The following is a 22,960-nucleotide window of genomic DNA, read 5'->3' as shown; positions in this document are numbered from 1 at the left end:
AAATCCTTTCAGTCGTGCAAAGTGTATATACAGTTGGGCAATGGCGCAGTGTGCCAATGCGCAGGCTGTGGCACATTTGCTAAAACGGCAGAATAGGGGGCAGGCGTAATGGCAGTAACATCTGTAGAAACAGCAGGCGGCAAAACCCGGCGCGGTGCAGCGGTTTTGCTGGAAGTGCTGCGCAGCGAAGGGGTTGAATACATATTCGGCAACCCCGGTACTACGGAACTGCCGCTGATAGATGCTCTGCTGGAAGTGCCCAACGTGCATTACGTACTGGGCCTTCAGGAAGCCAGCGTGGTGGCCATGGCAGATGGCTACGCACAGGCTGCCCGCAAACCGGCTTTTTTAAACCTGCATACGGCAGGTGGTTTGGGCCACGGCATGGGCAATTTGCTCAATGCCAGTGTTTCCCAAACCCCATTGGTGGTTACGGCCGGGCAGCAGGATTCCCGCCACACCATTTCTGATCCACTTCTGTTTGGTGATCTGGTGCAGATTGCCCGCCCCGCCGTAAAATGGGCGCAGGAAGTGGCCCATGCAGATCAGCTTCCTGTTTTATTACGCCGCGCTTTTCATGATTCCACCGCAGCCCCCACAGGGCCGGTGTTTCTGTCACTCCCCATGGATGTGATGGAAGAAATGAGCAGCGTGGATATTGGTGAGCCCTCCAATATCAACCGTCAGGCCGTGGCGGGCGGGCTGCCAGAACTGGCGCAGGCTCTTACAGCCCTGCGCCCCGGCAAGGTGGCCATTATTGCGGGGGATGAGGTGTATGCCTCGGATGCCGCAGATGAAGTTGCGGCTGTGGCAGAGTGCTTGGGTGCGCCGGTTTATGGCTCATCATGGCCATCGCGCATTCCGTTTGCCACGGCGCATCCGCTGTGGTGCGGCAACCTGCCCACACAGGCCACCGGCATTGCGGAAAAGCTGAGCGGTTACGATGCCATTTTCGCATTGGGTGGTAAATCCCTCATCACCATTCTGTACACAGAAGGCCCGGCCCTGCCGCCATCCTGCGCGGTATATCAGATGTCTTCCGATGTGCGGGATCTGGGCCGCACGTTCTGGACGCCGCTTTCCGTGGTGGGGGATATTCGCGCATCCTTGCAGGCGTTGTTGCCCATGTTGCAAAAGGCGGCAGCCCCGCAGCGTGCTGCCTATGCGGCATCGGGCCAGAAGGTGGCAGAAGCCCGCCGTGCACAGCGTGCGCAGGCTGTGGCCGAGGTGCTAGCTCATCCGGCCGATGCCGTTATTTCCCCCCGCGTTGCAGCGTGGGAAACGGTGCGTGCCATTGGCCCGGATATTGCCATTGTGGATGAGGCCATTGCCACTTCATCCGATGTTCGGTTGTTTTTAGAAAGTGCATGGTCTGCACAGTATTCCTTCCTGCGGGGGGGCGCACTGGGCTGGGGCATGCCTGCGGCTGTTGGGGCCTCACTTGGCCTTGGGCGGGATAGAGTTGTCTCACTGGTGGGGGATGGGGCAGCCCTGTATTCCCCACAGGCTTTGTGGACAGCCGCACACGAAAAGCTGCCCGTTACTTTTGTTGTGATGAACAATCGCGAGTACAACGTGCTCAAGAACTTCATGCGGCAGCAAAACAACTATATCTCTGCGCAGGAGGGGAAATATCCCGCCATGGATATTGTTGATCCACAAATAGACTATCAGGCTCTGGCCCGGTCCATGGGGGTGCCTTCCAGCAGAGTAACGCGGGCGGCAGATATTGCGCCCACGCTGGAAGCAGCATTAGCGACCGATGGCCCCACGCTTGTTGAAATTATGATTGCAGCGGGCTGAGAGTGTCTGGCTGCAAAAACCGGGGGTGCGTATGAAAATCGGGTTGTTTATTCCCTGTTACATAGATGCGTTTTATCCAAACGCAGGGGTTGCCACGCTGGAACTGCTGGAAAAGCTGGGCCAGGATGTAGAATACCCTATGGAACAAACCTGCTGCGGCCAGCCAATGGCCAATTCAGGCTGTAACCGGGATGCTGCCTCTGCTGAGGCGCTGTTTGTCAAACTCTTTGCCAAATACGATGCCATTGTCATGCCATCTGGCAGTTGCACCCACCATGTGCGGGACAACTTTGATGCCATTCCGCAAACGGATGAAGTGCGGCATGTGCGTGAAAACACCTTTGAGCTGGTAGAATTCCTGCACGATGTGCTGAAGGTGGATAATTTCCCTTGGGCAGAATTCCCGCACAAGGTGGGCCTGCACAACAGTTGTGGCACCCTGCGCGCCCTGCGTACGGCCAGCATGTCTGAACTGGGTGAACCTTTCTTCTCCAAACCGATGGATCTGCTTTCCAAGGTGAAGGGCATTTCCTTTGCCCACCCCAAACGGCCTGATGAATGCTGCGGTTTTGGTGGCACCTTCTCGGTCACGGAAGAAGCCGTTTCCGCCAAAATGGGGGTGGATAAGGTCACCGATCACCACAAAGCCGGGGCGGAATATATTGTTTCTGCCGATACGTCCTGCATGATGCACCAGCAAGGGTGTGCGGAACGGGCCGGGGTTCCCATCCGCTTCATTCACATTGCTGAAATTCTGAATGGAGCACGGGAATGAAGGTCAAACCAGTCAACCACGCCAAGGCGGCGGAAGAGTTCATTGAAGACGTTGCGCATGAAAGCTTTCATGACGAACGCCTGTGGGACCTGCGCCAGAAGCGTGATGAGCAGATGCACATTCTGCCAGAATGGCAGGAACTGCGCACCCGTGCCTCGCAGATCAAGGAACACATGCTGGCCAACCTGCCCGAATATCTGGAGCAGTTTGAGGCCAACGCCAAAAAGAATGGTATTCACGTTCACTGGGCAGCCGATGGTGCGGAACATAACCGCATAGTTGGCGAAATTCTGGAAAAACACGGCGCCAAATCGCTTATCAAAAGTAAGTCGATGGTGACCGAAGAATGCCAGATGCGCGAATATCTGGAACCGCGCGGCGTTACGGTAACCGAAACAGACCTTGGTGAACGTATCCAGCAGCTTGATAACCAGATGCCCAGCCACATTGTGGTGCCAGCCGTGCACAAGCTGATACCAGACGTGGCCAAGATTTTTGCCGAGCACTATCACACAGACCCGAACGACAACAGCGCGCAGTCTCTGGCATGGCAGCAGCGTCTGGCCGCGCGGCCGGTTATTCTGTCAGCCGATGCGGGCATGACAGGCGGCAACTTTGTTGTGGCAGAAACAGGCTCCTTCGTTGTCTGCACCAATGAAGGCAATGCGGACCTAAGCGCTACGGTGCCGGGGCTGCATATTGCCACTATCGGGATCGAACGCCTTGTGCCGCGTATGGCGGATATGGGTGTGTTTATCCGTCTGCTTTCCCGCAGTGCGCTGGGCTCCCCCATTACGCAGTACACCACGCATTTCCGTGGCCCGCAAAAGGGCAGTGAAATGCATGTGGTGCTGGTGGATAATGGCCGTTCCCACCGCCTTGGCATGCAGGATTTCTGGACATCGCTGAAGTGTATCCGCTGCGGTGCGTGTATGAACACCTGCCCGGTGTATCGTCGTTCCGGTGGTCTGTCCTACGGTGCCGTGTATTCCGGCCCGATTGGCGCAATTATTGATCCCACCTTTAACGAGCGCAAATACAGCACGCTGCCGTTTGCTTCCACCATGAACGGAAGCTGCACCAATGTGTGCCCGGTCAAGATCAACATTCACGAGCAGCTTTATAAATGGCGGCGCGTGCTGGCCGAACATCATGAACTGCCGTTTGTAAAACGTGAGATCATGCATATGGCCGGTAAGCTTATGGGCCAGCCCAAGCTGTACCGCGCAGCCATTAACGGCACGGAAGTGGCGCTGAGCACCATGCCGCGTTTTGTGCTGTATAACTGGCTGAACCCGTGGGGCAAGCACCGTGAACTGCCGCACCCCGTCAAAACCACCTTCAACAGTTGGTACAAGAAAAACCGCCTGAACAAGCAGAAGGAAGGGGAAAAAGCATGAGCTCGCGTGATGCCATTCTAGCCCGTTTGCGGGATAACCGCCCAGACCCCAACGCCCATCCGCTGCCCCCCGTTGCTAAATTGGGGGATATGGATGCGGGCAAGGCGCGTTTTGAAAACAGCCTGCAAATTATTGGTGGCCAGGTTCTGGAGCGGCAGGAAAACGATACGCTGGCAACGGCTATTGCCCGCACCTTTCCGGATTCCAAGGTGATCTGCTCTGCCGTGCCGGATTTTGAAGGCACAATCCGGATTGAAGATCTGGATTCCCCACAGCAGGCGGCCTCGGTGGATGTGCTGGTGGTGCGCTCACCTTTCGGTATTGCCGAAATGGGCTCCATCTATCTGAGCGAAGCGCAGTTGAATAATCTGAACTCCGCAGCGCATCTTACGCAGCATATTGTGGTCATTCTTTCCCCCAAGAATCTGACCGCAAACATGCACACCGCCTATATGGACCGCCCCGAATTCCACACCGCCAATTACGGCGTGCTGATGAGCGGGCCTTCCGCCACGGCGGATATTCAGGGTGTTCTGGTGCGTGGTGCACAGGGCGTGCGCACGCTTTCCGTGTGGTGGGAAGACTAAACCCTACCAGCCTGAAAAGAGCGTTTCTTCAAAAGCCGGAGCGGGGATCAGCCTGCTCCGGCTTTTTTGTATGCGCGCAGCAGGGGGTGTGCTCTTGTATTATTCGTTAACACATCGCACAGAATAAAGGGCAGGCTTTGCCTGTTCATGGTTGAAAAGCGTGGTGTGAGGATAAAACAGGGGCGCAGATATGGTGGAGAAAAACACAGCAGCAGCGCCCATTCTGGCAGGCGCAGATATACAGCATGGTGGCACGGGGGCACCTCGGCTTATCGGGTTAGGGCTGGTGGCCTCGGCGTTGTTTTCTGTCACCTTTGTGCTCAACAGGTCCATCAGCCTGCATGGCGGGCACTGGGTGTGGAGTGCCGCACTCCGGTATATTGAAACCGCTTTGCTGCTGTTGGTGTGGGGTTTTGTGGCCAAAGGTCCGCGCTGGGTAGGGGCAATCTGGCATCTGTTCTGGCAAAAGCTGCGCTTCTGGCTGGTGGCGGGCGGCATTGGGTATGGTGCCTTTTACGCGTGTTGCTGTTTTGCGGCCAATCATGCGCCCGGTTGGATAGTTGCGGCCACGTGGCAAAGCACCATTCTGGCCACGCCTGTGGTGCTATGGGCCTTTGGTGGCAAGGTGCCCTTACGTGGTGTGGCGTTTCTGGTGCTGATTTTTGCCGGTATTGTTATTCTCAATGCAGGGCGGTTGGAAGCTGGCGTGCCATTGGCACAAATTGTCTCTGGCGTGGTGCCGTTGCTGGTGGCGGCGTTCTGTTACCCTATAGGCAACCAGTTGCTTAATCGGTTCCGGCATCAGGCCGGGCCGCATGCTGCACTGTTGCGAGATCCACTGGCCGCTGTTTTGTTGATGACACTCGGCGCCCTGCCGTTTTTTGCGGGGCTTTTGGTACTGGTGCGCCCCCCATTGCCAGATATGGGGCAGATAACATCTACGGGCCTTATTGCGCTGTTTGCAGGCTGCTTGGCCACACCACTGTTCACCTATGCCCGTAACCTATCATCAGATCCGTATCTGATTGCCGCCGTGGATGCCACACAGGCGGGAGAGGTTGGGTTTACATTGGCGGGAGAAGCTCTGCTGCTGGGCAGTATTTCATTGGGAATGGCAGATTACGTGGGCCTTATTGCCGTTATGGGCGGCCTGATTGGCTTTGCCGTAAGCGAGGAAACAGCCCCGGAAGCCTGAACATAAAAAAACGGGTGGGGCATTGTTGCCACCACCCGTTTTTAAAACGCTATGCTGTGAGCAGTATATTAGTCTCGCACGCGCTCAATCTGTGCGCCACAGGCGGCCAGTTTGCGTTCCACAGCTTCATACCCCCGGTCCAGATGATACACGCGGCTGAGGATGGTTTCCCCATGTGCGGCAAGCCCTGCCAGAATGAGTGAGAAAGATGCCCGCAAATCAGTCGCCATAACAGGTGCGCCAGAAAGGCTGTGCACGCCGCGGATAATAGCGGAAGATCCATGCACGTTAATGCGTGCGCCCATGCGGTTAAGCTCCGGCACATGCATGAAACGGTTTTCAAAAATGGTTTCCGTAATCATGGAGGCCCCTTCGGCCACAGAAAGCAGGGCCATAAACTGGGCCTGCATATCTGTGGGGAAACCGGGGTAGGGTTCTGTCATGATATCAATGCCACGCAGCGCACCGGTGCGGCGTACACGCATGGTGTTGCCTTCCTGCGTCACTTCCACGCCGGTTTCTTCCAGCGCGCGCACCACAGCTCCCAGATGGTCCACATGCCCATCAATCAGGCGCAGGTCACCCCCCGTAATGGCGGCGGCGCAGGCATAGGTGCCGCATTCAATACGGTCTGGCATAATGCGGTGGTGGGCACCGTGCAGGGCTTCTACACCATCAATGGTAATGGTGCCGGTGCCAGCGCCAGAAATACGTGCGCCCATGGCGTTCAGGCAGTTGGCCAGATCCACCATTTCCGGCTCACGCGCGGCATTCACAATTTCCGTGCGCCCTTTGGCAAGGGTAGCGGCCATCATGATATTTTCTGTGGCCCCAACAGAGGCAAACGGCAGAATGACCCGCTCGCCCTTCAGCCCCTTGGGAGCCTTGGCGTTGATGTAGCCGTTTTCCAGCGTAATTTCTGCGCCCAAAGTTTCCAGCCCCCGAAGGTGCATATCCACCGGGCGTGTGCCAATGGCACACCCACCGGGCAGGGAAACACGTGCTTCATGGCAGCGTGCCAGCAGGGGCCCAAGCACCAGAATGGAGGCGCGCATTTTGGAAACAATGTCATACGGCGCTTCGGTGTTGGTAATGTCACCGCCAACGGAAATGGTGGAACCATCACCGTTTACGTCTTCCACTTCCAACCCATGCTGGCGCAGCAGGGCGCGCATGGTGCCGATATCGGCAATGCGCGGCACGTTGGAAAGCACCAGCCGTTCAGATGTCAGCAGCCCGGCCACCAGCAGTTTCAGGCCTGCGTTCTTGGCACCGCCAATAGTAATTTCGCCGTGCAGGGGGCGTCCGCCCCGGATGATGAAACGATCCATGGTCTTTCTTACATCCGCGGGGTGGCAACGCCACGCTGGCCCATATACTTGCCAGCACGGTCTGCGTAGCTGACTTCACACGGGCTTTCACCCTTGAAGAACAGGAACTGGCAGATGCCTTCATTGGCATAAATGCGTGCGGGCAGGGGCGTTGTGTTGCTGATCTCGATCGTCACCTGTCCTTCCCATTCTGGCTCTAAAGGGGTGACGTTGACGATAATGCCGCAGCGCGCATAGGTGGATTTGCCCAAGCACACCACCAGTACATCACGCGGGATACGGAAGTATTCAATAGTATGTGCCAGCACAAAGCTGTTGGGCGGAATAATGCACACATCGGCTCGGCGGGAAACAAAGCCATCCGGGCTGAAGTTCTTGGGGTCCACAATAGCGTTGTTTACATCCGTAAAAATACGGAAGTCATCAGCCACGCGGGCATCATACCCGTAGGAGGAAAGACCGTAGGAAATAACGCCTTCGCGCTTCTGGTTTTCCACAAACGGTTCAATCATGCCGTGGTCCTGAGCCATCTGGCGGATCCATGTATCTGGCATCACGGGCATGTCTTGTCTTCTCCGGTAGGGTGGCGGTTTTGTGCGCCGGGTTCAGAACTGGTGGGGGTGGCAGAATCTGTTGAGTCCTGCCGGGTGCGTGCCTGTTCCTTGCGGCGGCGCAAATTGGCACGCAGCGCCGCAGCCTGCCGGGCCATACGCTCGGCGCGGGCAGCTTCCGCTTTAGAGGAAAGGCGGGGGCCGGAAGATGTGTTTTCGGGCGTATCAGTCATGCCGGTATGCAGCAGGCCAGTCGCGTAGGTTGAACGTTCGACAGGCTGACTAGCAGAGGCAGCCCGCCCTGACTAGGGCAGACTGCATGCGTATGGGCAAAACCTGCTAGAGGTTGGCAATAACCTTAAGGCCCATCATGCCCGCATTGCGGATTTTATGTGTTTCACCGGGGTGAATCATATACTGGAACTCTGGCTGCACCAGCAGGCCGGGCAGGGCATCAATACCGTAATAGGCCTCAATCACGTCAGACGAATGCTGCACGCCATACACACCACTTGGCAGGCCGTATCCGCCATCCAGCGCAAGCTGCTCACTCTGCCGCCGCCGGTTGCTGACCTTGTACCATGAGAACATCATGCCCAATCGGTCTGTCATGCGTGAGGGAATCACCCCCACGAGGGAGATGCCGCCATACAACTGGTCAGACACATTAACGGCGCGCGGGGTCACATGAATGTAGCCGCCCATCAGATAGCCACCGGCCATCATGTTACGGCCACCAAGGCGGTACACCATCTGGTCTGCTTCCAGCCAGAACATGTCAGACGGGGCAGAGCGTGCGCCGGGCACCTGTGCGGCAACAGCACTTGGCAGGGCCGAGCCAATTTTATCGGCATAGCGCGTGGTATCGTGCGCATAGCCCAGCACGTAATGCCCCGGCAGGCGGTTGCGCGTTAAAAAGGGCTGCCACGTAAATTCGATGGGCAGGGAAATACCAGTGGCGTGTTCCGCGCCCCATGCCCAGCCGGAGGGGTTTTCGTTCAACGCGCCAACCGAATACGCGCCAATCTGGATAGCCGTATCCCATGTGGGGCGGAAGCGGATGCGCGCCCCCCATGTGGCTTTTGGATACACGCTCATGCCCGGATTCTGCTTGATGGCCACAGGCGCAGAACATGTCACCATGAACGAGCAGAGCAGAGGCGATGTAGCAAACACATGGGTGAGCGACATACGCCCGAAAATGACATCCAGCGTGTTGTTGCGGAATTTCTTTTCGGCATACAGGTCCACCAGATGGGCCACCACGTTGCCGGAAAGAGAATACACTTCCTGCAAGCCAACGTAGGATTCGCCCACGCGCGGGCCCTGAATGGCCTTGCCCGCACGTTCCATCACCAGTGTATGCACAGACCACCCGCCCAGTCTGGGGTCCATTTTGCCCAGATCGAAAATGGCCTGAAGGGTGAGTTCATGCACGTAGCTGGTGCCTTTTTCCCCCGGTCGGCCACCGGCAAACAGGCCGTTGGCTTCGCCCTTATAGGTGAAGGAAAAGGTAAAGCCTTTTTCACGCAGCCGGTTTCGGAACGGGCTGAGCTGCGGAATAAGCGCGCCAGACCCCGCCGTGGGCACATAGTACGGATCATTCAAATCCGTATCTCGCAATGCATCCAGATTGGGGGGCAATATGCGTGAAGGGCCTTCTGTGGCCAGAATGGAATCCAGCTCCACCTTATGAAAGGCCGAGGCATCGCCCGATGGGCCTACAGGCTGCACGCTCATGGTGGCCATACCGGGAAACGGCAGAACAGGCACACCGCTGGGCGGGATAGGCGTGTTGGGTGGGCGCCGAATGGCGTTAAGGTCCGGGCCGAGTGATTCGGCATCCAGCGGGCGGCCTGCCTGCGCGGGGCCTGCGTGTACCTTGTTGGCTCCGGGTGTTACAATTGCATCGGATACAGGTGCCACGGCCGTTTGGGCCGTAAGCGGAGATGTGCTTTGCGCCTGTGCCGCATTGTGTGCGCCAACGGGCAATACAACAGCCGCGCAACCTGCAAGCAGCGCAGAAAGGGCGGTAGGAAATGCACGCCCAGGCATATCATGCTCCGCTTTATGGCGGCATGTTTTTAAAAAAGTCATTCCGCTTCCCGCAAAATCATGAGTGTCGGAAATGTTGACCACAATGCTGGTGAGGAAAAAGCTCCGCAGAGCTTGCCTGTCTGTTTAAGGCAGCATGGCGAGCCAGCGCAGATAGGTGGACAATTCACCTTTTAGCGCAAAGGCAGCGGATGAACGCAAAGCACGAGAGCTGAAGATGAAAGGCATGGGACAAACCATTATTGTTGTTTTTGGTTGTTGGCCCCTCATCACAAACAGAAGCGATGTGTGTGGTCAAGCTGGCATTTGTAATAATATTTCCTAAAACCGGTCAATAATGAAATAAAAGCCAATAACGAGATGTATTTTTTGTTATAACGGTAATTTTGCAACAGGTGGTACATTGTCCTGCGGCATCTTCAAATCCTGCCAGCCGCAAAGCTGCGCATGGGCATGTTCCAGCCCGGCCCGAAAGCCCGGAGAACACAAAGCTTTGAACTCGGCTTCCTGCTCATACGTTGGCATCAGCCTTTTCAGCAGGGCGTTTTTATGTGTGGCGGGGTGGAAGTAGATTTCAGAAACACCTTCGGGCAGATGCGCGGCCAGTGCGGCCACGCGGTCTGTTGTCATGTGGCCGCTCCATGCCAGCCCAAAGCACCAGTCATTTGTTTTCATGCCCGCGGCATGGGCCTGATGGCGCAAAAGGCTTGTCCAGCGGCGGAGGGCGGCATCACCCAGCGTATCTGTATAGGTGCCAGCGGCATAAAGGGGTTCGGGCGGTTCCAGCGGCACGCGCACGGCGTTCAGCCCATAGCGTTTGCCAATGGTTACAAGCAGGTGCCCCACCGTGGGGTGTAGGTGCATGTGTTTGTGGGCATTGGCGTGGTCCAGCCTCAGGCCGGTGCGGCGGAAGGCTTCAAACTGGGCGGTAATTTCGGCTTCCAGTTCTCTCCGTCCTTCAGGGCGGAAGAAGTAATCCACCCCCAAGCCAAATTGCGAGGATGAAAACCATCCATCAGGCTGGGTAATAAGTGGCAGGCTGGTGTGGGGCAGAACAGCGGGGCCTTCTATCACCACAAGGTGCAGGCCAACATTAAGGGTAGGCAGGCGTTTGGCGCGTTCTATGGCGTCATCTACAGCCTCACCCGCAACCATGAGGCTGGCTGTTGAAAGCAGGCCATTGCGATGGGCAAGTTCGATTGCCTCATTCACTTCAACAGACATGCCGAAATCATCGGCTGAGATAATGGCGCGTTTCATAACAGAACCCCTGATCTTGCTCCGGCAGTATCTAGCACCGGCAGGGGGGAAATGTCATGGGCGGAGGCATTTTGCCCCCGCCCATGTGGCATGCGTAGGTTACGCAGCGTCCTTACGGTTTTTAAGGAACTGGAAGAATTCCACGCCTTCACGCAGGCGGCGCTTCATCATCTGCGGAGAACGCACCATTTCACCCAGAATGGAGGCAATCTTGGGCGCGCGGAAGTAGAACTTCTTGTAGAAGTCTTCCACGCTGTTGAAGATTTCCGTGTGGGACAAGTGCGGGTAATGCAGCGGTGCAATCTGCACGCCGTTATCATCCAGCAGTTCTGCGTTGGTTTCATCCAGCCAGCCGTTTTCCGTGGCCTGCTTGTGCAGGGCCGTGCCCGGATACGGTGCAGCCAAGGAAACCTGCAGTGTGTGCGGGTTGATTTCCTGCGCGAAGCGGATGGTTTCCTGAATGGTTTCCTTGGTTTCACCCGGCAGACCCAGAATGAAGGTGCCGTGGATTTTAATACCAAGTTCGTGGCAGTTCTTGGTGAACTCACGCGCCACTTCAACGCGCATACCCTTCTTGATGTTATGAAGGATCTGCTGGTTGCCGCTTTCATACCCAACCAGAAGCAGGCGCAGGCCGTTATCACGCAGCACTTTCAGCGTTTCGCGCGGCACATTGGCTTTTGCGTTACAGGACCACGTTACACCCAGCTTGCCCAGTTCACGCGCAATGGCTTCTGCACGCGGCAGGTCATCGGTGAAGGTGTCATCATCAAAGAAGAACTCTTTCACCTGCGGGAAGTACTGCTTGGCCAGACGGATTTCAGCCGCAACGTGCTGCGGGCTGCGTGTGCGGTAGCGATGGCCACCCACCGTTTGCGGCCACAGGCAGAACGTGCAGCGAGATTTACAGCCGCGGCCCGTGTAAATGGAAATGTAGGGGTGCATGAGGTACCCGATAAAGTAGTCCTCAATGCGCAGATCCCGCTTGTACACTTCGGTCACGAAGGGCAGGCTGTCCATGTCTTCAATCATGGCGCGGTCACGGTTGGTGATGATTTCACCATCCTTGTTGCGCCACGTAATGCCGTCTACGTCCTTGAAATCACGGCCTTCGGCAATTTCCTTGATTGTGTAATCAAATTCATTGCGGGCCACAAAATCAATCGGCGCACCCTTCAGCAGGCTTTCTTCTGGCTGAACAGCAACCTTTGCGCCCACCATCCCGATTTTCAGGTTGGGGTTCACGTCTTTAAGCATCTGCGCCACTTCCACATCCTTGGCGAAGGATGGGGTGGAGGTGTGCAGAATAACCAGATCGCGGTTTTTAACGTCTTCCAGAATTGGTTCCATGCCAATGCCGGCGGGCGGCGCATCAATCAGGCGGCTGCCTTCAACCATTGCAGCGGGCTGGGCCAGCCATGTCGGATACCAGAAGGATTTGATTTCGCGCCGTGCCTGATAGCGCGAGCCTGCGCCACCATCAAAACCGTCAAAAGTCGGGGGCTGCAGGAAAAGTGTTCTCATCGTCATCGGTTTTTATCCTGACAAGGGCGTGAAGCGGTTGGAGCCGGCAAAAAAGCGGTCTGCAAGGCTTCCATGGTCATTTAGCTGAGGGATTTACTCTGGGCTGTTAGCATAAGGCAAGTGTTGCGTGCGCCGGGCTTACTGTCTGGCGGAAAGACCACCAGATGAAGGCGGCCCAACCGGGTGCGGGGCCACATGCATGGTTTGCCCCCGCCAGTGCACTTCCGTGCCGGATGCGCTGCCCACCATAATGGCGGCGGAAAGCCAGTCCCGCACAGGCAAAAGCAGAAGCGGCCACAGCGGGCGAGACCCCACGGTGCGGTCTATCATTAACGCGGTAAGGCAGCGAAAGCCCCATACCCCCCAGAAAAAAGGGAGTGTCCACGCAGCATGGGGTTGGAACAACACCACAAGCGTAGCCCAGAACAGTGGAAGCTGGATTGAAGAGGCCGCATAGCCCGCCGGTGCAAGCGTGCAGACTGTGCGGCCCCATCTGAGCTCATGTTTTAACAATTCTGTAAAACTGGATTCGGCAATGGTGGTCCATGTTAGGCAGTCGGCAATGGTAATATCCATGCCTAACTGGCGCACCAGACGGCCCAGCAGGGCATCATCCGCCACATGCGGCAGCAGGGCTTCCAGCCCACCCACCTGTTCCAGCGTTTCACGCCGCAGGGCCATGGTTGCGCCCAGGCAGTCTTGCCGGCCCAGATAGCGGGAAAGAATCACGCCGGGCAGGAAGTTGTGGTTGATCTGGCAAGCCGCCAGCATTTGCACCACGGTATGCTTGGCAGGCAGCCCCGCATACAGGGTGGTCACCAGCCCCGTGTTGGGTTTGTTCAGCCCAGCCACGATATGTTGAAGATAATCCGGGCTGACATGAATATCAGAATCGGAAATAACCAGAATATCGTGCTTGGCCTGCGGCAGGATATTCATAAGGTTGCTGATCTTGCGGTTTAGCCCGTGCAGCACGGGGTTAACCACCAGATCCATATCCAGTTCGGGGTGGCGTTCTTGCAGGCGGCGCACAATGGCTATGGCCGGATCATCTGCATCGCGCACGCCAAACAGTATCTGCACTTCTGGATAATCCTGCGTGCAAAAGCTTTCCAGAGCTTCTTCCAGCAGGGGCTCAGAGCCATAAAGCGGCTTTAAAACCGTAATGGGTGGGTTGTTTTCAAGAACAACCGGCTTGTGCTCCTTGCGGCGGAAACGGGCCAGAAGGCCCGCCCCCAAAGCAGATTGCACGCAGCCGGTAACAGCCAGCACCGCGCTGGCCGCAGCTAGAAACGGAAAGGCGGACATTACACCTCAACCGTTTTATGGCCCCGTCGGGGCGCTGTTTTCTTTCCGCTGCGGCGCACGATACTGCTTCTCGCTTCTGCTTAATCTTTGGAGTAGCTCTGAACCTTGCGGTTCAGCACGTTAATCAGGCCCTGCACGCCGCCAGAATTCAGCGTGGAGCTGAAGTCAGACCGCTGGGCAGCCGCCTGGCTGATGCGGGAATCGCTGAGCAGCACATCGGTAATTTTCCATGCACCACCTTCGTTGTGCATGATGTAGCTTACAGCCGTGCCGGGCATGCTGTCATCAGACCCGATATGGGTTTCTACAATCTTGCCACCGCCAGCAGGGGCATCCGTAACAGACGGAGAAACGGTGAAGCGTGCGCCAGAACCGGGCTTAAAGCTGGAGACATAGCGCGCAATGGTAAAGTTGCGGAACGCTGCCAGCAGGTTCTGCTTGTCGCTCGGGCTCAGGCTATCATAGCGCAGGCCAACAGAGGCTTTCAGCACGGCTTCAAGGTCGTAAGCCTGATCCACTGCACCCGCAACCATCTGGCTGCGATCAGCAAAGCTGCTGTGCGCGTTCTGAACCTGATCCAGCGCTTTGTACAGCGTCTGGATAGGCGCGCTTACGGCGCTTGCCGGAGCAGACTGGGCAAAAGCTGCCGGAGCGGAAATGCCAGCGCCAGCAACCGGAAGGAGGGCCATGGTCATACCAAACACAAGGCCTGCACGAATAGAAAAGCGTTTCATGGCTTAAGATTTTGTCCCGGTTGCGCGGTTTGGCAAGGTCGCTTCGAGCATGTCACCGATGCCCAACGCGCTTAGAGCGGTCCCGACGATGTGCGGAGCGGAGAGACCGGCCTCGGCGTATTGGGCGGCCTGAGTGTTATGGTCGATGAAGCGGTCTGGCAGGGTGAGGGGGCGGAAGCGCACGTTATCAAGCAGGCCGGTGCGGGCCAGATGGTGCCCGACAAGGGAGCCAAAGCCACCTTCCGAACCTTCCTCAATGGTGATCAGCACCGCATGGTTGCGGGCCAGATTTTCCACCAGTTCCGTATCAAACGGCTTGGCAAAGCGGGCATCAGCCACCGTGGGCGGCAGGCCATGAGCGGCCAGCATGTCCGCAGCTTTCAGACACTCGGCCAGACGCGGGCCAAGCGAGAGAATGGCCACGCCACCTTTTTCGGGGCCAGACTGCCCACCCATTTCACGGATGATGCGGCCCTTGCCAATTTCCAGCGGTGTGCCTTCTGCGGGCAGGTCCAGCCCAAGGCCGCTGCCACGTGGGTAGCGCAGGGCAATCGGGCCTTCATCAAACAGGGCGGCAGTTGCTGTCATGTGCAGCAGTTCCAGCTCGTCCGATGGGGCCATGATGGTCATGCCCGGCAGGCAGCCCAGATAGGCGATGTCGAAGGAGCCCGCATGGGTGGCGCCATCGGCCCCCACCAGACCGGCGCGGTCAATGGCAAAGCGCACGGGCAGCTTTTGCAGCACCACATCGTGCATCACCTGGTCATAGGCGCGCTGGAGGAAGGTGGAATAGATGGCGCAGAACGGGCGCAGCCCTTCCGTAGCCATACCGGCAGCAAAGGTGACGGCATGCTGCTCGGCAATGCCCACATCAAAAAACCGGTCCGGGTAAGCCTTGGCAAAGGCATCCAGCCCCGTGCCAGAAGGCATGGCGGCGGTGATGGCGGCAATCTTGTTGTCGGTAGCAGCACGGCGTGTGAGTTCGCGCGAGAACACGGAAGTGTAGCTCGGCGGGCCTGCGGGGCCTTTTTTCTGCTCACCGGTAACCACGTTGAACTTGGCAACGGCGTGATACTTGTCTCCGGCTTTTTCGGCTGGCTGATAGCCGTGGCCTTTTTCCGTGATGACATGCAGCATGATGGGGCCGTTATCCGTATCGCGCAGGTTGCGCAGGATAGAGACCAGTTGCGGCAGGTCATGCCCATCTACGGGGCCAACATAGTAGAAACCCAGTTCTTCAAACAGCGTGCCGCCGGTGATCATGCCGCGGGCATATTCATCGGCCTTGCGGGCCGTGCGTTCCACGGGGGCGGGCAGTTTTTTGACGAACTTGCCAGCCAGTTCGCGCAGTCCCATGAATTTGCGCGAAGACATCAGGCGCGACAGGTAGTTCGACATCGCCCCCACAGGCGGGGCAATGGACATCTCGTTGTCGTTCAGGATGACAATCAGCCGTTCCGCACCGGGGCCAGCCACGGCGGCGTTGTTCATGGCCTCATACGCCATACCGGCGGAAATGGAGCCATCACCGATCACGGCAATCACATTGCGTTCGCGGTAGCTGGGGTCTTCCTCCGCCCGCAGGTGGTGGGCCACGGCCATGCCGAGTCCGGCGGAAATGGAGGTGGAGGAATGGGCTGCGCCAAACGGATCGTATTTGCTTTCTGCGCGGCGGGTAAAGCCGGACAGGCCACCCGGCTGGCGCAGGGTGCGGATACGGTCACGCCGCCCGGTCAGAATCTTGTGAGGGTAGGCCTGGTGGCCCACATCCCAGATCACCTTGTCATCCGGGGTGTCAAACACCGCATGCAGGGCAACCGTCAGCTCCACAACACCCAAGGAGGCGCCAAGGTGCCCCCCCGTGGTGGAAACCGCGTCCACCGTTTCGGCCCGCAGCTCATCCGCAACCTGCTTGAGCTGCTCAACCGAGAGATTGCGCAGGTCCGCCGGATACTCAACCCGGTCCAGCGCAGGAAAACGCCCTAACGTCGGAATCGGTGAAGGCGCGTTCTTATCCTGAGAACTGTCCATGCGATCGTTTCCATCTTTTTGTTGCGGGCTGCTGTCTGATATCTGGGCGAATGACGCAACCCGGAGTGTGTCTTACGCCGCGTTTGCATGCCGACAGACATCGCGATCCGATGGCATGTGGTTTAATGTTTCACGCAAGAACGCAAGTATTGAAACAAAACAAGCCGCCGAATGTGGCCTTTTTGCAACAGGAGTGTGAAAACACTTGAGCTTGACAAACCACACAACATATATGCAGGCCAATATCTTCTTTCATGCGTGGCCGCGTAACGCGTGTATTCAGTATTCTGTCTGACCACCTGATGGCTCAGGGCGGAAATACTTGCCGCGGGTCGCACGGCCGCGTTTCTTGTTACACACTGAACTGAACAAGTTCTTTCCAGTCACGATACGGGCGTAAGTGATGCGCCGGAGCGGGGGTTTATGGCCGTACCGATAATGCAGGCCGTCAGGGTCGGCAAATATGTCGTCACACAGCATCTCAAGAAGCGGAAGCGCTATCCGCTTGTGCTGATGCTTGAGCCGCTTTTCCGCTGCAATCTGGCATGCGCAGGTTGCGGGAAGATCGACTATCCGGCTGCTATTCTGAACCAGCGCATGACTGTGCAGGAATGCATGGATGCGGATGCCGAAGCAGGCGCGCCAGTTGTGGCTGTGGCCGGCGGTGAACCGCTGTTGCACAAGGAAATGCCGCAGATTATTCGCGGTTTGATTGCACGTAAGAAATACGTCTATCTGTGCACAAATGCCCTGCTGCTTGAAAAGAAGATGGATGAATATGAACCATCCCCCTTCTTCTCTTGGGATGTGCATCTGGATGGTGACAAAACCATGCACGATTCCTCCGTCTGTCAGGATGGGGTGTATGAACGTGCCGTGGCCGCCATTAAAAAAGCCAAGGAACGCGGCTTCCGTGTTTCCATCAACTGCACCTTGTTTGATGGCGCAGACCCGCAGCGCGTTGCCAGCTTCTTTGATGAAGTGATGGCAATGGGCGTGGACGGAATCATGACCGCACCGGGTTATGCTTACGAACGCGCACCGGATCAGGAACACTTCCTGAACCGCCAGAAAACCAAGCAGCTGTTCCGCGATATCTTCCGTTTGGGCAAGGGCCACAAATGGCGGTTTACGCAGTCTCCGCTGTTCCTGAACTTCCTGGCGGGGAACGAACAGTACCACTGCACGCCGTGGGGCAAGCCGCTGCGTAACGTGTTTGGCTGGCAGCGCCCGTGCTATCTGCTGGGTGAAGGCTATGCCAAGTCCTTCCGTGAGCTGATGGACGACACGAAGTGGGATGATTACGGCACCGGGAACTACGAAAAATGCGCTGACTGCATGGTGCATTCCGGTTACGAATCCACCGCTGTTATGGATGCCGTGCGTCGCCCTTGGCACATTGCCAAAGTGGCGCTGTTTGGCCCGGAAACAGAAAAGCCAATGGCACCGGAAATCTCGCTGGCAAACCAGCGCCCGGCCCAGTACGTCTTCTCCAAACAGGTGGAAGAACAGATGGATGCCATTGCCGCACGCAAGCCTGCAAAGGCCCCACGTGTGAAGGTGATTCGCACAGCCGAAGGCGCGAACGATGCTCCGGCAGCAAAGCCAGCAGTAGAAGCCACTGCGGCAGACTGATCGGGCTTTCCGAATCGGGTTTTAAAAAGGGGCGGTTCCCGCAAGGGGCCGCTCTTTTTTTGTCTTTGCCCTTCAAAACATACCGAATTGGTCCGCTTTATCAGGAAGGCAGGCATACGGTCGCCGCATAAGGCAATACGCGTTCCTGTATGGCCTAGCTGTGGCTTTGGGGGAAATCATCCCCTATTCTGCCCGCCAGAAACCCGCCACGCGGGTACCCTACACAGAGGGCATATCGTTTTTCATGGCACTTTCCATTCTTGTCATTTTCTTTCTGGTGTTACTGAACGCCGTGTTCGCCATGGGGGAACTTGCGCTTATTTCCGTGCGTAAACCCCGTTTGGTCATGTTGCAGGAACAAGGCGTGCGCGGGGCCGAACGGGCCTTGCGCCTGGCGGAAGACCCGCAAATCTTCCTGCCCACGGTGCAGGTGGGCATGACACTGGTTTCCATTCTGGAAGGCACATTTGGTGGGGTGCAGATAGAAGCGCACCTTACCCCCATGCTGGAGCGTATTCCGGCCATTAAACCCATTGCCCCGCAGCTTTCCATGATTGTGGTGGTGGTGCTGATTACGGCCATCATGCTGGTGCTGGGTGAGCTTGTGCCCAAGCAGTTGGCCCTGCGTGAGCCAGAAAAAGTAGCGGCCCGCCTGGCTGCGCCGCTGGAAGTTCTGGCCAATGCCACCCGCCCGGTGGTGTGGTTGCTCCGCCAGTCTTCCAACGTGGTTTTGCGCCTGATGGGTGCGGCAGATGCCGTAAACCAGACGCTGACGGAAGAAGAACTGAAAGCCTACATTGCAGAAGGCGCACGTCTGGGCGTGCTGGAGCATGAAGAGCGCACCATGATCGAACGCCTGCTGCGCCTTGCAGACAGGCCCGTGCGTGCCATCATGACCCCCAGAAACGAACTGGTGTGGATAGACCGCCATGCCGGGCGCGAGGCACTGGTGCAGGCGCTCAAGCAAACCACCTATGCCCGCCTTGTGGTGTGCGAGGGTGGGGTGGATAACCCCGTAGGCGTGGTTCTGGCCAAGGATATGCTGGACCGCGTTCTGGACGGCATGCCTGCCTCTATAGAGGCAGGGCTGCGCCCAATGGTGGTGGTGCCAGACAGCATTTCCGCACTGGATATGCTGGAACGCATGCGCAGCATCCCGCTGGGCATGGCCTTTGTGTTTGATGAATACGGGGCGTTTGAAGGCATTGTTACGGCGTCTGACCTGTTTGACGCCATTGTGGGTGAAACATCTCACGAGCCCCAAAAACTCACCCGCCTACATACAGAGCCAGCCCCCGATGCCGTGCTGATGCTGGATGGCACGGAATCCGCCGATGAAGTGAAGGACCGTCTGGCCCTGAAAACCCTGCCCGAAGAAGGCAGCTACCATACGCTGGGCGGGCTTATTCTGGCCCTTCTGCGCCGTGTGCCCGCGGTGGGAGACAAGGTGGCTTACGAAGGTTGGCTGTTTGAGGTGCTGGAAATGGAAGGCCGTCGTGTCTCCCGCGTGCGGGCCAGCAGGCAGCCTCTGGCAGAGAACTAAAGAGCTCACAGGGCAGGCATTTGGTCTGCCCTAAGGCGCAGGTTCAGCCTGCCCACAGGCCATAAAAAAGGGGCGCAGCCGGTTAAAGCTGCGCCCCTTTTTGTATGCGATAAGCCGACTGAAACTGCGCCGCAGACCCTTAATGCAGGGTGCGGGTGTTCAGCGTATGTGCCAGTGCCTTTTCATCCTCAAAGTCCGGCCACGTGCTTTGGGCCAAAGCTGTAAGGGAGGGTGTGGGCAGTTTCATCTTTGCGGCGTACATCCACAGATAGGCGAGGGTGTGGTGCACGTAATCCCGCGTTTCCGTGTTGGGCAGCAGTTCCATGAACAGCAGCGGATCATTGGCGGCTGGGCCGGTGGAGCTTTCCCAATGCGCAAGGGCGGAAGGCCCTGCATTATAGCTGGCCAGCAGGCGGATAATATCCCCACCACGTGCCTCTGTATGGCTGGTCTGGCGTGTGAGCCCGGCCAGATACTGCACATAGCGCTGCCCGATTTCCAGATTGATGCTGGGGTCATGTAGGGCTTCGGCGGAATGTACGAAGTGGTGGTTGATATTGGTGGGGGACTCACTGGTGACAAAATCAGCCGTAAGCGGGCGGATCTGCATCAGCCCATGTGCCCCTGCGCCGGAAACAGCGCGTGGGTCGAAGTTCGATTCCACACGGGCCAGCGCGTAAACAAGGGCCGGGTCCATGGTAAAGCCGTGCCGGGGGCGCAGCAGGGGCAGGGGTGTATCCTCTGCGTTCTGTGCCGTGGCGGCATGGGTGTTCAGGGCATCGGCCATTTCTGTGGCCAGATCATGCAGCCCGGCTGTTTGGGCCACAAGCTGAAAGGCCCGTGCCAGTGTCACGTCCCGCAGGTCTGGCCATGCGCGGCGGATGGCGTTTTCAGCCATTTCCGGCTCACCAACCTGTAGCAGGGCAAACACGCGGCGGCCAACATCAGTGGCGCCTACGGCTTCAATATCAATTTCCGTCAGTACCGGAGCGGAGGATGCGCCGTTATCTGGAACGGGGCTGTTTTCCAGCGGTTTAAAGCCAACAGGGTGCGTATGGGCGCTGGAGGCCGCATGGTCTGCCTGGTCTGGCCGCAGCATACGATAGGCCAAAAGCCCGTAGAAACTGCGCGGAAAAGCCGCCGCATGCTGGAGCCAGATGTGCTGGGCATGGGCATTGCCGGTTTTTTCGTGCCCCCGTGCAGCCCAGAAGGCGCAGGCGGCCCGCATTTCCGGCATGGCGCGCGGGGCGTGGGAGGCTTTTTCAAAAAACGGAATAGCCTCGGCGTAAGCCTGTTTCTGCCACAGGGCCAGCCCGGTAATGTAGCTGGCCAGTGCATTGCGCTCGCGCGAGATGTTTACGGCCGTGCGGCCAATATCCAGCGCCATATCCGTTTCACCGGAAACCAGCATGGCCTGTGCGGTTTCAGCCTGTAGCTGGGCCGCGTAGGCGGGCGTCATGCCCGGTGTAATGCTGATAAGGTGCAGCGCACTGTGCACGCCCTTCAGCCCCCATGTGGTGCGTTCACGCAAGGTGCGGTCCAGCAGGGGGTTGCGGGTGAATTCCTGCGCCAGTGGGCCAGCCGCAAGGGCGGCATGGGCCGGGGCCAGATGGTCTGCCGGTGGGGCAGGTGGCAGGGGGCCACCCCGTTCGGGCAACGCGGCCAGGCGCGCCCATATGGCCGGGGCATCGGCATAGCTGGTGTATTGTTTCAGCCAGTTCCGCAGCTCGGTCGCATTGGGGTGGTAATTCGGATTCAGGTACCGGTCTGCCTGGAGCTCACCCAACAGGGTGGCATCTGTCAGATGCGTGGTGCTGCTGATGGCTTCTGTGAACGCACCCTGCTGCTGGAGGCGCAGGATAGCGCGCACCTGAGTGGCAACTTCAGGAGGAAGAGGTTTTGGAAGTGTAACATCATCACCTTCGGGGAAAGCCTGGCGCGGCAGAACCATAGCCAGCTCTTCGCTGTACGGTTCGGGCCCGGCTTCCGAGGGCTTGGCATGGGCTCTCGTCACAACGACGGAAGCGCTGGCCAAAAGGGCGGCACCAGCCAGAATGGCTTTTGCCGCGATCTGATGAGGAATTTGACCTATCGCTCGCATGGCTGGCGGGGTCTAGGCCCTTCCAGCCTAAAAGGCAAGTTTCCTGTTTGTAAGAAAAGGGAAAGGTTCTTCAAAAATTGTTGCATTCCCTGTGGTGCAGCACAGGTCAAACCGGAATAATTTCTATGATTTACGCAGGTATTCCCACGGTTTGTGTACTGTATTTCTTGCTGACATATTCTGTAACATCTGGTGCGGCGTTTACACTTACATGCGCGCGCTGATTACATGCTTTGGCTGTCTTGGCGCAGGGTATCCATCACCGTCATCAGTGTTGTCCATATTTCACGCCGCGCAGCGGGGCTGGCCCGAAGCTGGAGTGGATGGCGCATGAACATAACGGGCAGTGGGGGCAGCCCCGGCAGGGTGATGTTCTGCCAGTTGCGGCGGGGCAAATCCGTGGTTTTGCCAAGCAGCATGCGGGCGGGCAGCCGCCCACATAGCAGCAGGCGCTGGGGCGCAAACAAAGTTATGGCGCGTTCCAGAAAGGGACGGCAGATGCGTTGGTCCATTTCTGTTGGGGGTGTGCCGCCCGCAGGCCGCCACGGCAGGGCTGTGGCAAGGGCCAATTGGCTGCGTTCCAGCGGGAGCGGGGCCAGCATGGTATCCAGCATGGTGCCGCATAGACCCGCAAAAACCTGCCCGCTTCTGTCCTCATCCTCATCCGGGGCTTCCCCAATCAGCATCAGGGGGGCGTTGCGGGGGCCAGAGGGCATCAGGGTGTGCATGGCAGCGCCGCGCAAGGGGCATGCCGTAAAGGAATCCATCGCCTCAAACAGCTCTTCTGGCGTGTTGGCGGCTGCGGCAAGGCGCTGTGCCTGTTCCACCGTATCTGCAAAACTGGTGGGGACAGGTGGTTGCTGGGCTGGGTTCTGCGTCACTGCGGCAGGGGCTGGTGTTCTGCCAGTTCCGGGCTGCGGGGGTATGTATGGGGGAGCTTGCGGGGGCGTTTTGCCCCGTAGCGGAGGCAGCACAAGCCCGGCCCCCGCGTGCCGATGATCGGCCGGGGCATCGGTTACAGCAACATCCACGCCCCATTCCGTATAAAGGCGCAGGAGAGACAGAGCAGCTTCCATCATATAAACCGTATCACAAAGCGGACGGTTTGGTGGTTTGGCGCGGGCGCG

The 22,960-nt window shown here is 57.8% G+C and carries 18 protein-coding genes; 7 read left to right on the top strand and 11 right to left on the bottom strand.

Going from position 1 to position 22,960, the window contains the following annotated elements:
* The first annotated feature begins 108 nt into the window (after positions 1-108).
* The 5 genes from FCN51_RS17365 (at position 109) to FCN51_RS17345 (ending at position 5,760) form a co-directional block, all read left to right on the top strand.
* Positions 109-1,803, top strand: coding sequence for a thiamine pyrophosphate-dependent enzyme (locus tag FCN51_RS17365; RefSeq protein WP_003624976.1), 1,695 nt, complete (start codon positions 109-111; stop codon positions 1,801-1,803).
* A 31-nt stretch (positions 1,804-1,834) separates the two neighbouring features.
* Entirely contained in the window at positions 1,835-2,578 is a 744-nt protein-coding gene (locus FCN51_RS17360) for a (Fe-S)-binding protein (protein WP_003624975.1), read from the top strand.
* Complete coding sequence (locus FCN51_RS17355) at positions 2,575-3,978, top strand: lactate utilization protein B (protein WP_160256463.1); 1,404 nt, start codon at positions 2,575-2,577, stop codon at positions 3,976-3,978. Before FCN51_RS17360 ends, FCN51_RS17355 begins: the two co-directional genes overlap by 4 nt.
* The gene (locus tag FCN51_RS17350; protein WP_003624971.1) at positions 3,975-4,565 is read left to right on the top strand and encodes a LutC/YkgG family protein; all 591 of its coding nucleotides are present in this window, start codon (positions 3,975-3,977) and stop codon (positions 4,563-4,565) included. The genes FCN51_RS17355 and FCN51_RS17350 overlap by 4 nt, the downstream gene beginning before the upstream one ends.
* Positions 4,566-4,755: 190 nt before the next feature.
* Complete coding sequence (locus FCN51_RS17345; protein WP_160256462.1) at positions 4,756-5,760, top strand: DMT family transporter; 1,005 nt, start codon at positions 4,756-4,758, stop codon at positions 5,758-5,760.
* Between the two features lie 68 nt (positions 5,761-5,828).
* On the opposite strand, the gene murA is transcribed toward FCN51_RS17345, so the two are convergent.
* From murA to dxs, 9 genes are all read right to left on the bottom strand, one after another.
* Positions 5,829-7,091, bottom strand: coding sequence for a UDP-N-acetylglucosamine 1-carboxyvinyltransferase (gene murA / locus FCN51_RS17340; protein WP_160256461.1), 1,263 nt, complete (start codon positions 7,089-7,091; stop codon positions 5,829-5,831).
* Between the two features lie 8 nt (positions 7,092-7,099).
* Positions 7,100-7,654: a dCTP deaminase gene (gene dcd / locus FCN51_RS17335; protein WP_012812446.1), complete on the bottom strand. Its 555-nt coding sequence runs from the start codon at positions 7,652-7,654 to the stop codon at positions 7,100-7,102.
* On the bottom strand, positions 7,645-7,875 hold the full coding sequence (locus tag FCN51_RS17330; protein ID WP_003624963.1) for a hypothetical protein: 231 nt from the start codon (positions 7,873-7,875) through the stop codon (positions 7,645-7,647). Before FCN51_RS17330 ends, dcd begins: the two co-directional genes overlap by 10 nt.
* Positions 7,876-7,981: 106 nt before the next feature.
* The gene (locus tag FCN51_RS17325; RefSeq protein ID WP_160256460.1) at positions 7,982-9,781 is read right to left on the bottom strand and encodes a carbohydrate porin; all 1,800 of its coding nucleotides are present in this window, start codon (positions 9,779-9,781) and stop codon (positions 7,982-7,984) included.
* A gap of 288 nt (positions 9,782-10,069) precedes the next feature.
* Entirely contained in the window at positions 10,070-10,957 is an 888-nt protein-coding gene (hpnK, locus tag FCN51_RS17320; RefSeq protein WP_003624956.1) for a hopanoid biosynthesis-associated protein HpnK, read from the bottom strand.
* Between the two features lie 99 nt (positions 10,958-11,056).
* Positions 11,057-12,487, bottom strand: a complete 1,431-nt coding sequence (hpnJ, locus tag FCN51_RS17315) for a hopanoid biosynthesis associated radical SAM protein HpnJ (RefSeq protein ID WP_012812448.1) — start codon at positions 12,485-12,487, stop codon at positions 11,057-11,059.
* A gap of 132 nt (positions 12,488-12,619) precedes the next feature.
* Complete coding sequence (gene hpnI, locus FCN51_RS17310) at positions 12,620-13,789, bottom strand: bacteriohopanetetrol glucosamine biosynthesis glycosyltransferase HpnI (RefSeq protein WP_003624953.1); 1,170 nt, start codon at positions 13,787-13,789, stop codon at positions 12,620-12,622.
* An 80-nt stretch (positions 13,790-13,869) separates the two neighbouring features.
* Positions 13,870-14,523, bottom strand: a complete 654-nt coding sequence (locus tag FCN51_RS17305) for an ABC transporter substrate-binding protein (protein WP_003624952.1) — start codon at positions 14,521-14,523, stop codon at positions 13,870-13,872.
* A gap of 3 nt (positions 14,524-14,526) precedes the next feature.
* Entirely contained in the window at positions 14,527-16,554 is a 2,028-nt protein-coding gene (gene dxs, locus FCN51_RS17300; protein WP_012812449.1) for a 1-deoxy-D-xylulose-5-phosphate synthase, read from the bottom strand.
* 423 nt (positions 16,555-16,977) lie between these two features.
* Between dxs and hpnH the strand changes: the two genes are divergently transcribed.
* Both hpnH and FCN51_RS17290 read left to right on the top strand, forming a co-directional pair.
* A complete protein-coding gene (gene hpnH, locus FCN51_RS17295; RefSeq protein WP_006116953.1) occupies positions 16,978-18,189 on the top strand; it encodes an adenosyl-hopene transferase HpnH in 1,212 nt (403 codons plus the stop codon).
* Between the two features lie 160 nt (positions 18,190-18,349).
* Positions 18,350-19,732, top strand: a complete 1,383-nt coding sequence (locus tag FCN51_RS17290; RefSeq protein ID WP_003625122.1) for a hemolysin family protein — start codon at positions 18,350-18,352, stop codon at positions 19,730-19,732.
* Between the two features lie 139 nt (positions 19,733-19,871).
* On the opposite strand, the gene FCN51_RS17285 is transcribed toward FCN51_RS17290, so the two are convergent.
* Positions 19,872-21,833 (bottom strand): lytic transglycosylase domain-containing protein, encoded by a 1,962-nt coding sequence (locus FCN51_RS17285; RefSeq protein ID WP_160256459.1) that lies wholly within the window; start codon positions 21,831-21,833, stop codon positions 19,872-19,874.
* A gap of 224 nt (positions 21,834-22,057) precedes the next feature.
* On the bottom strand, positions 22,058-22,912 hold the full coding sequence (locus FCN51_RS17280) for a uracil-DNA glycosylase (RefSeq protein WP_160256458.1): 855 nt from the start codon (positions 22,910-22,912) through the stop codon (positions 22,058-22,060).
* Positions 22,913-22,960: the final 48 nt, after the last annotated feature.

The organism is Acetobacter pasteurianus, assembly GCF_009914215.2.
GTDB lineage: Bacteria > Pseudomonadota > Alphaproteobacteria > Acetobacterales > Acetobacteraceae > Acetobacter > Acetobacter pasteurianus.
This window is presented reverse-complemented; position numbering and strand designations above follow the sequence as displayed.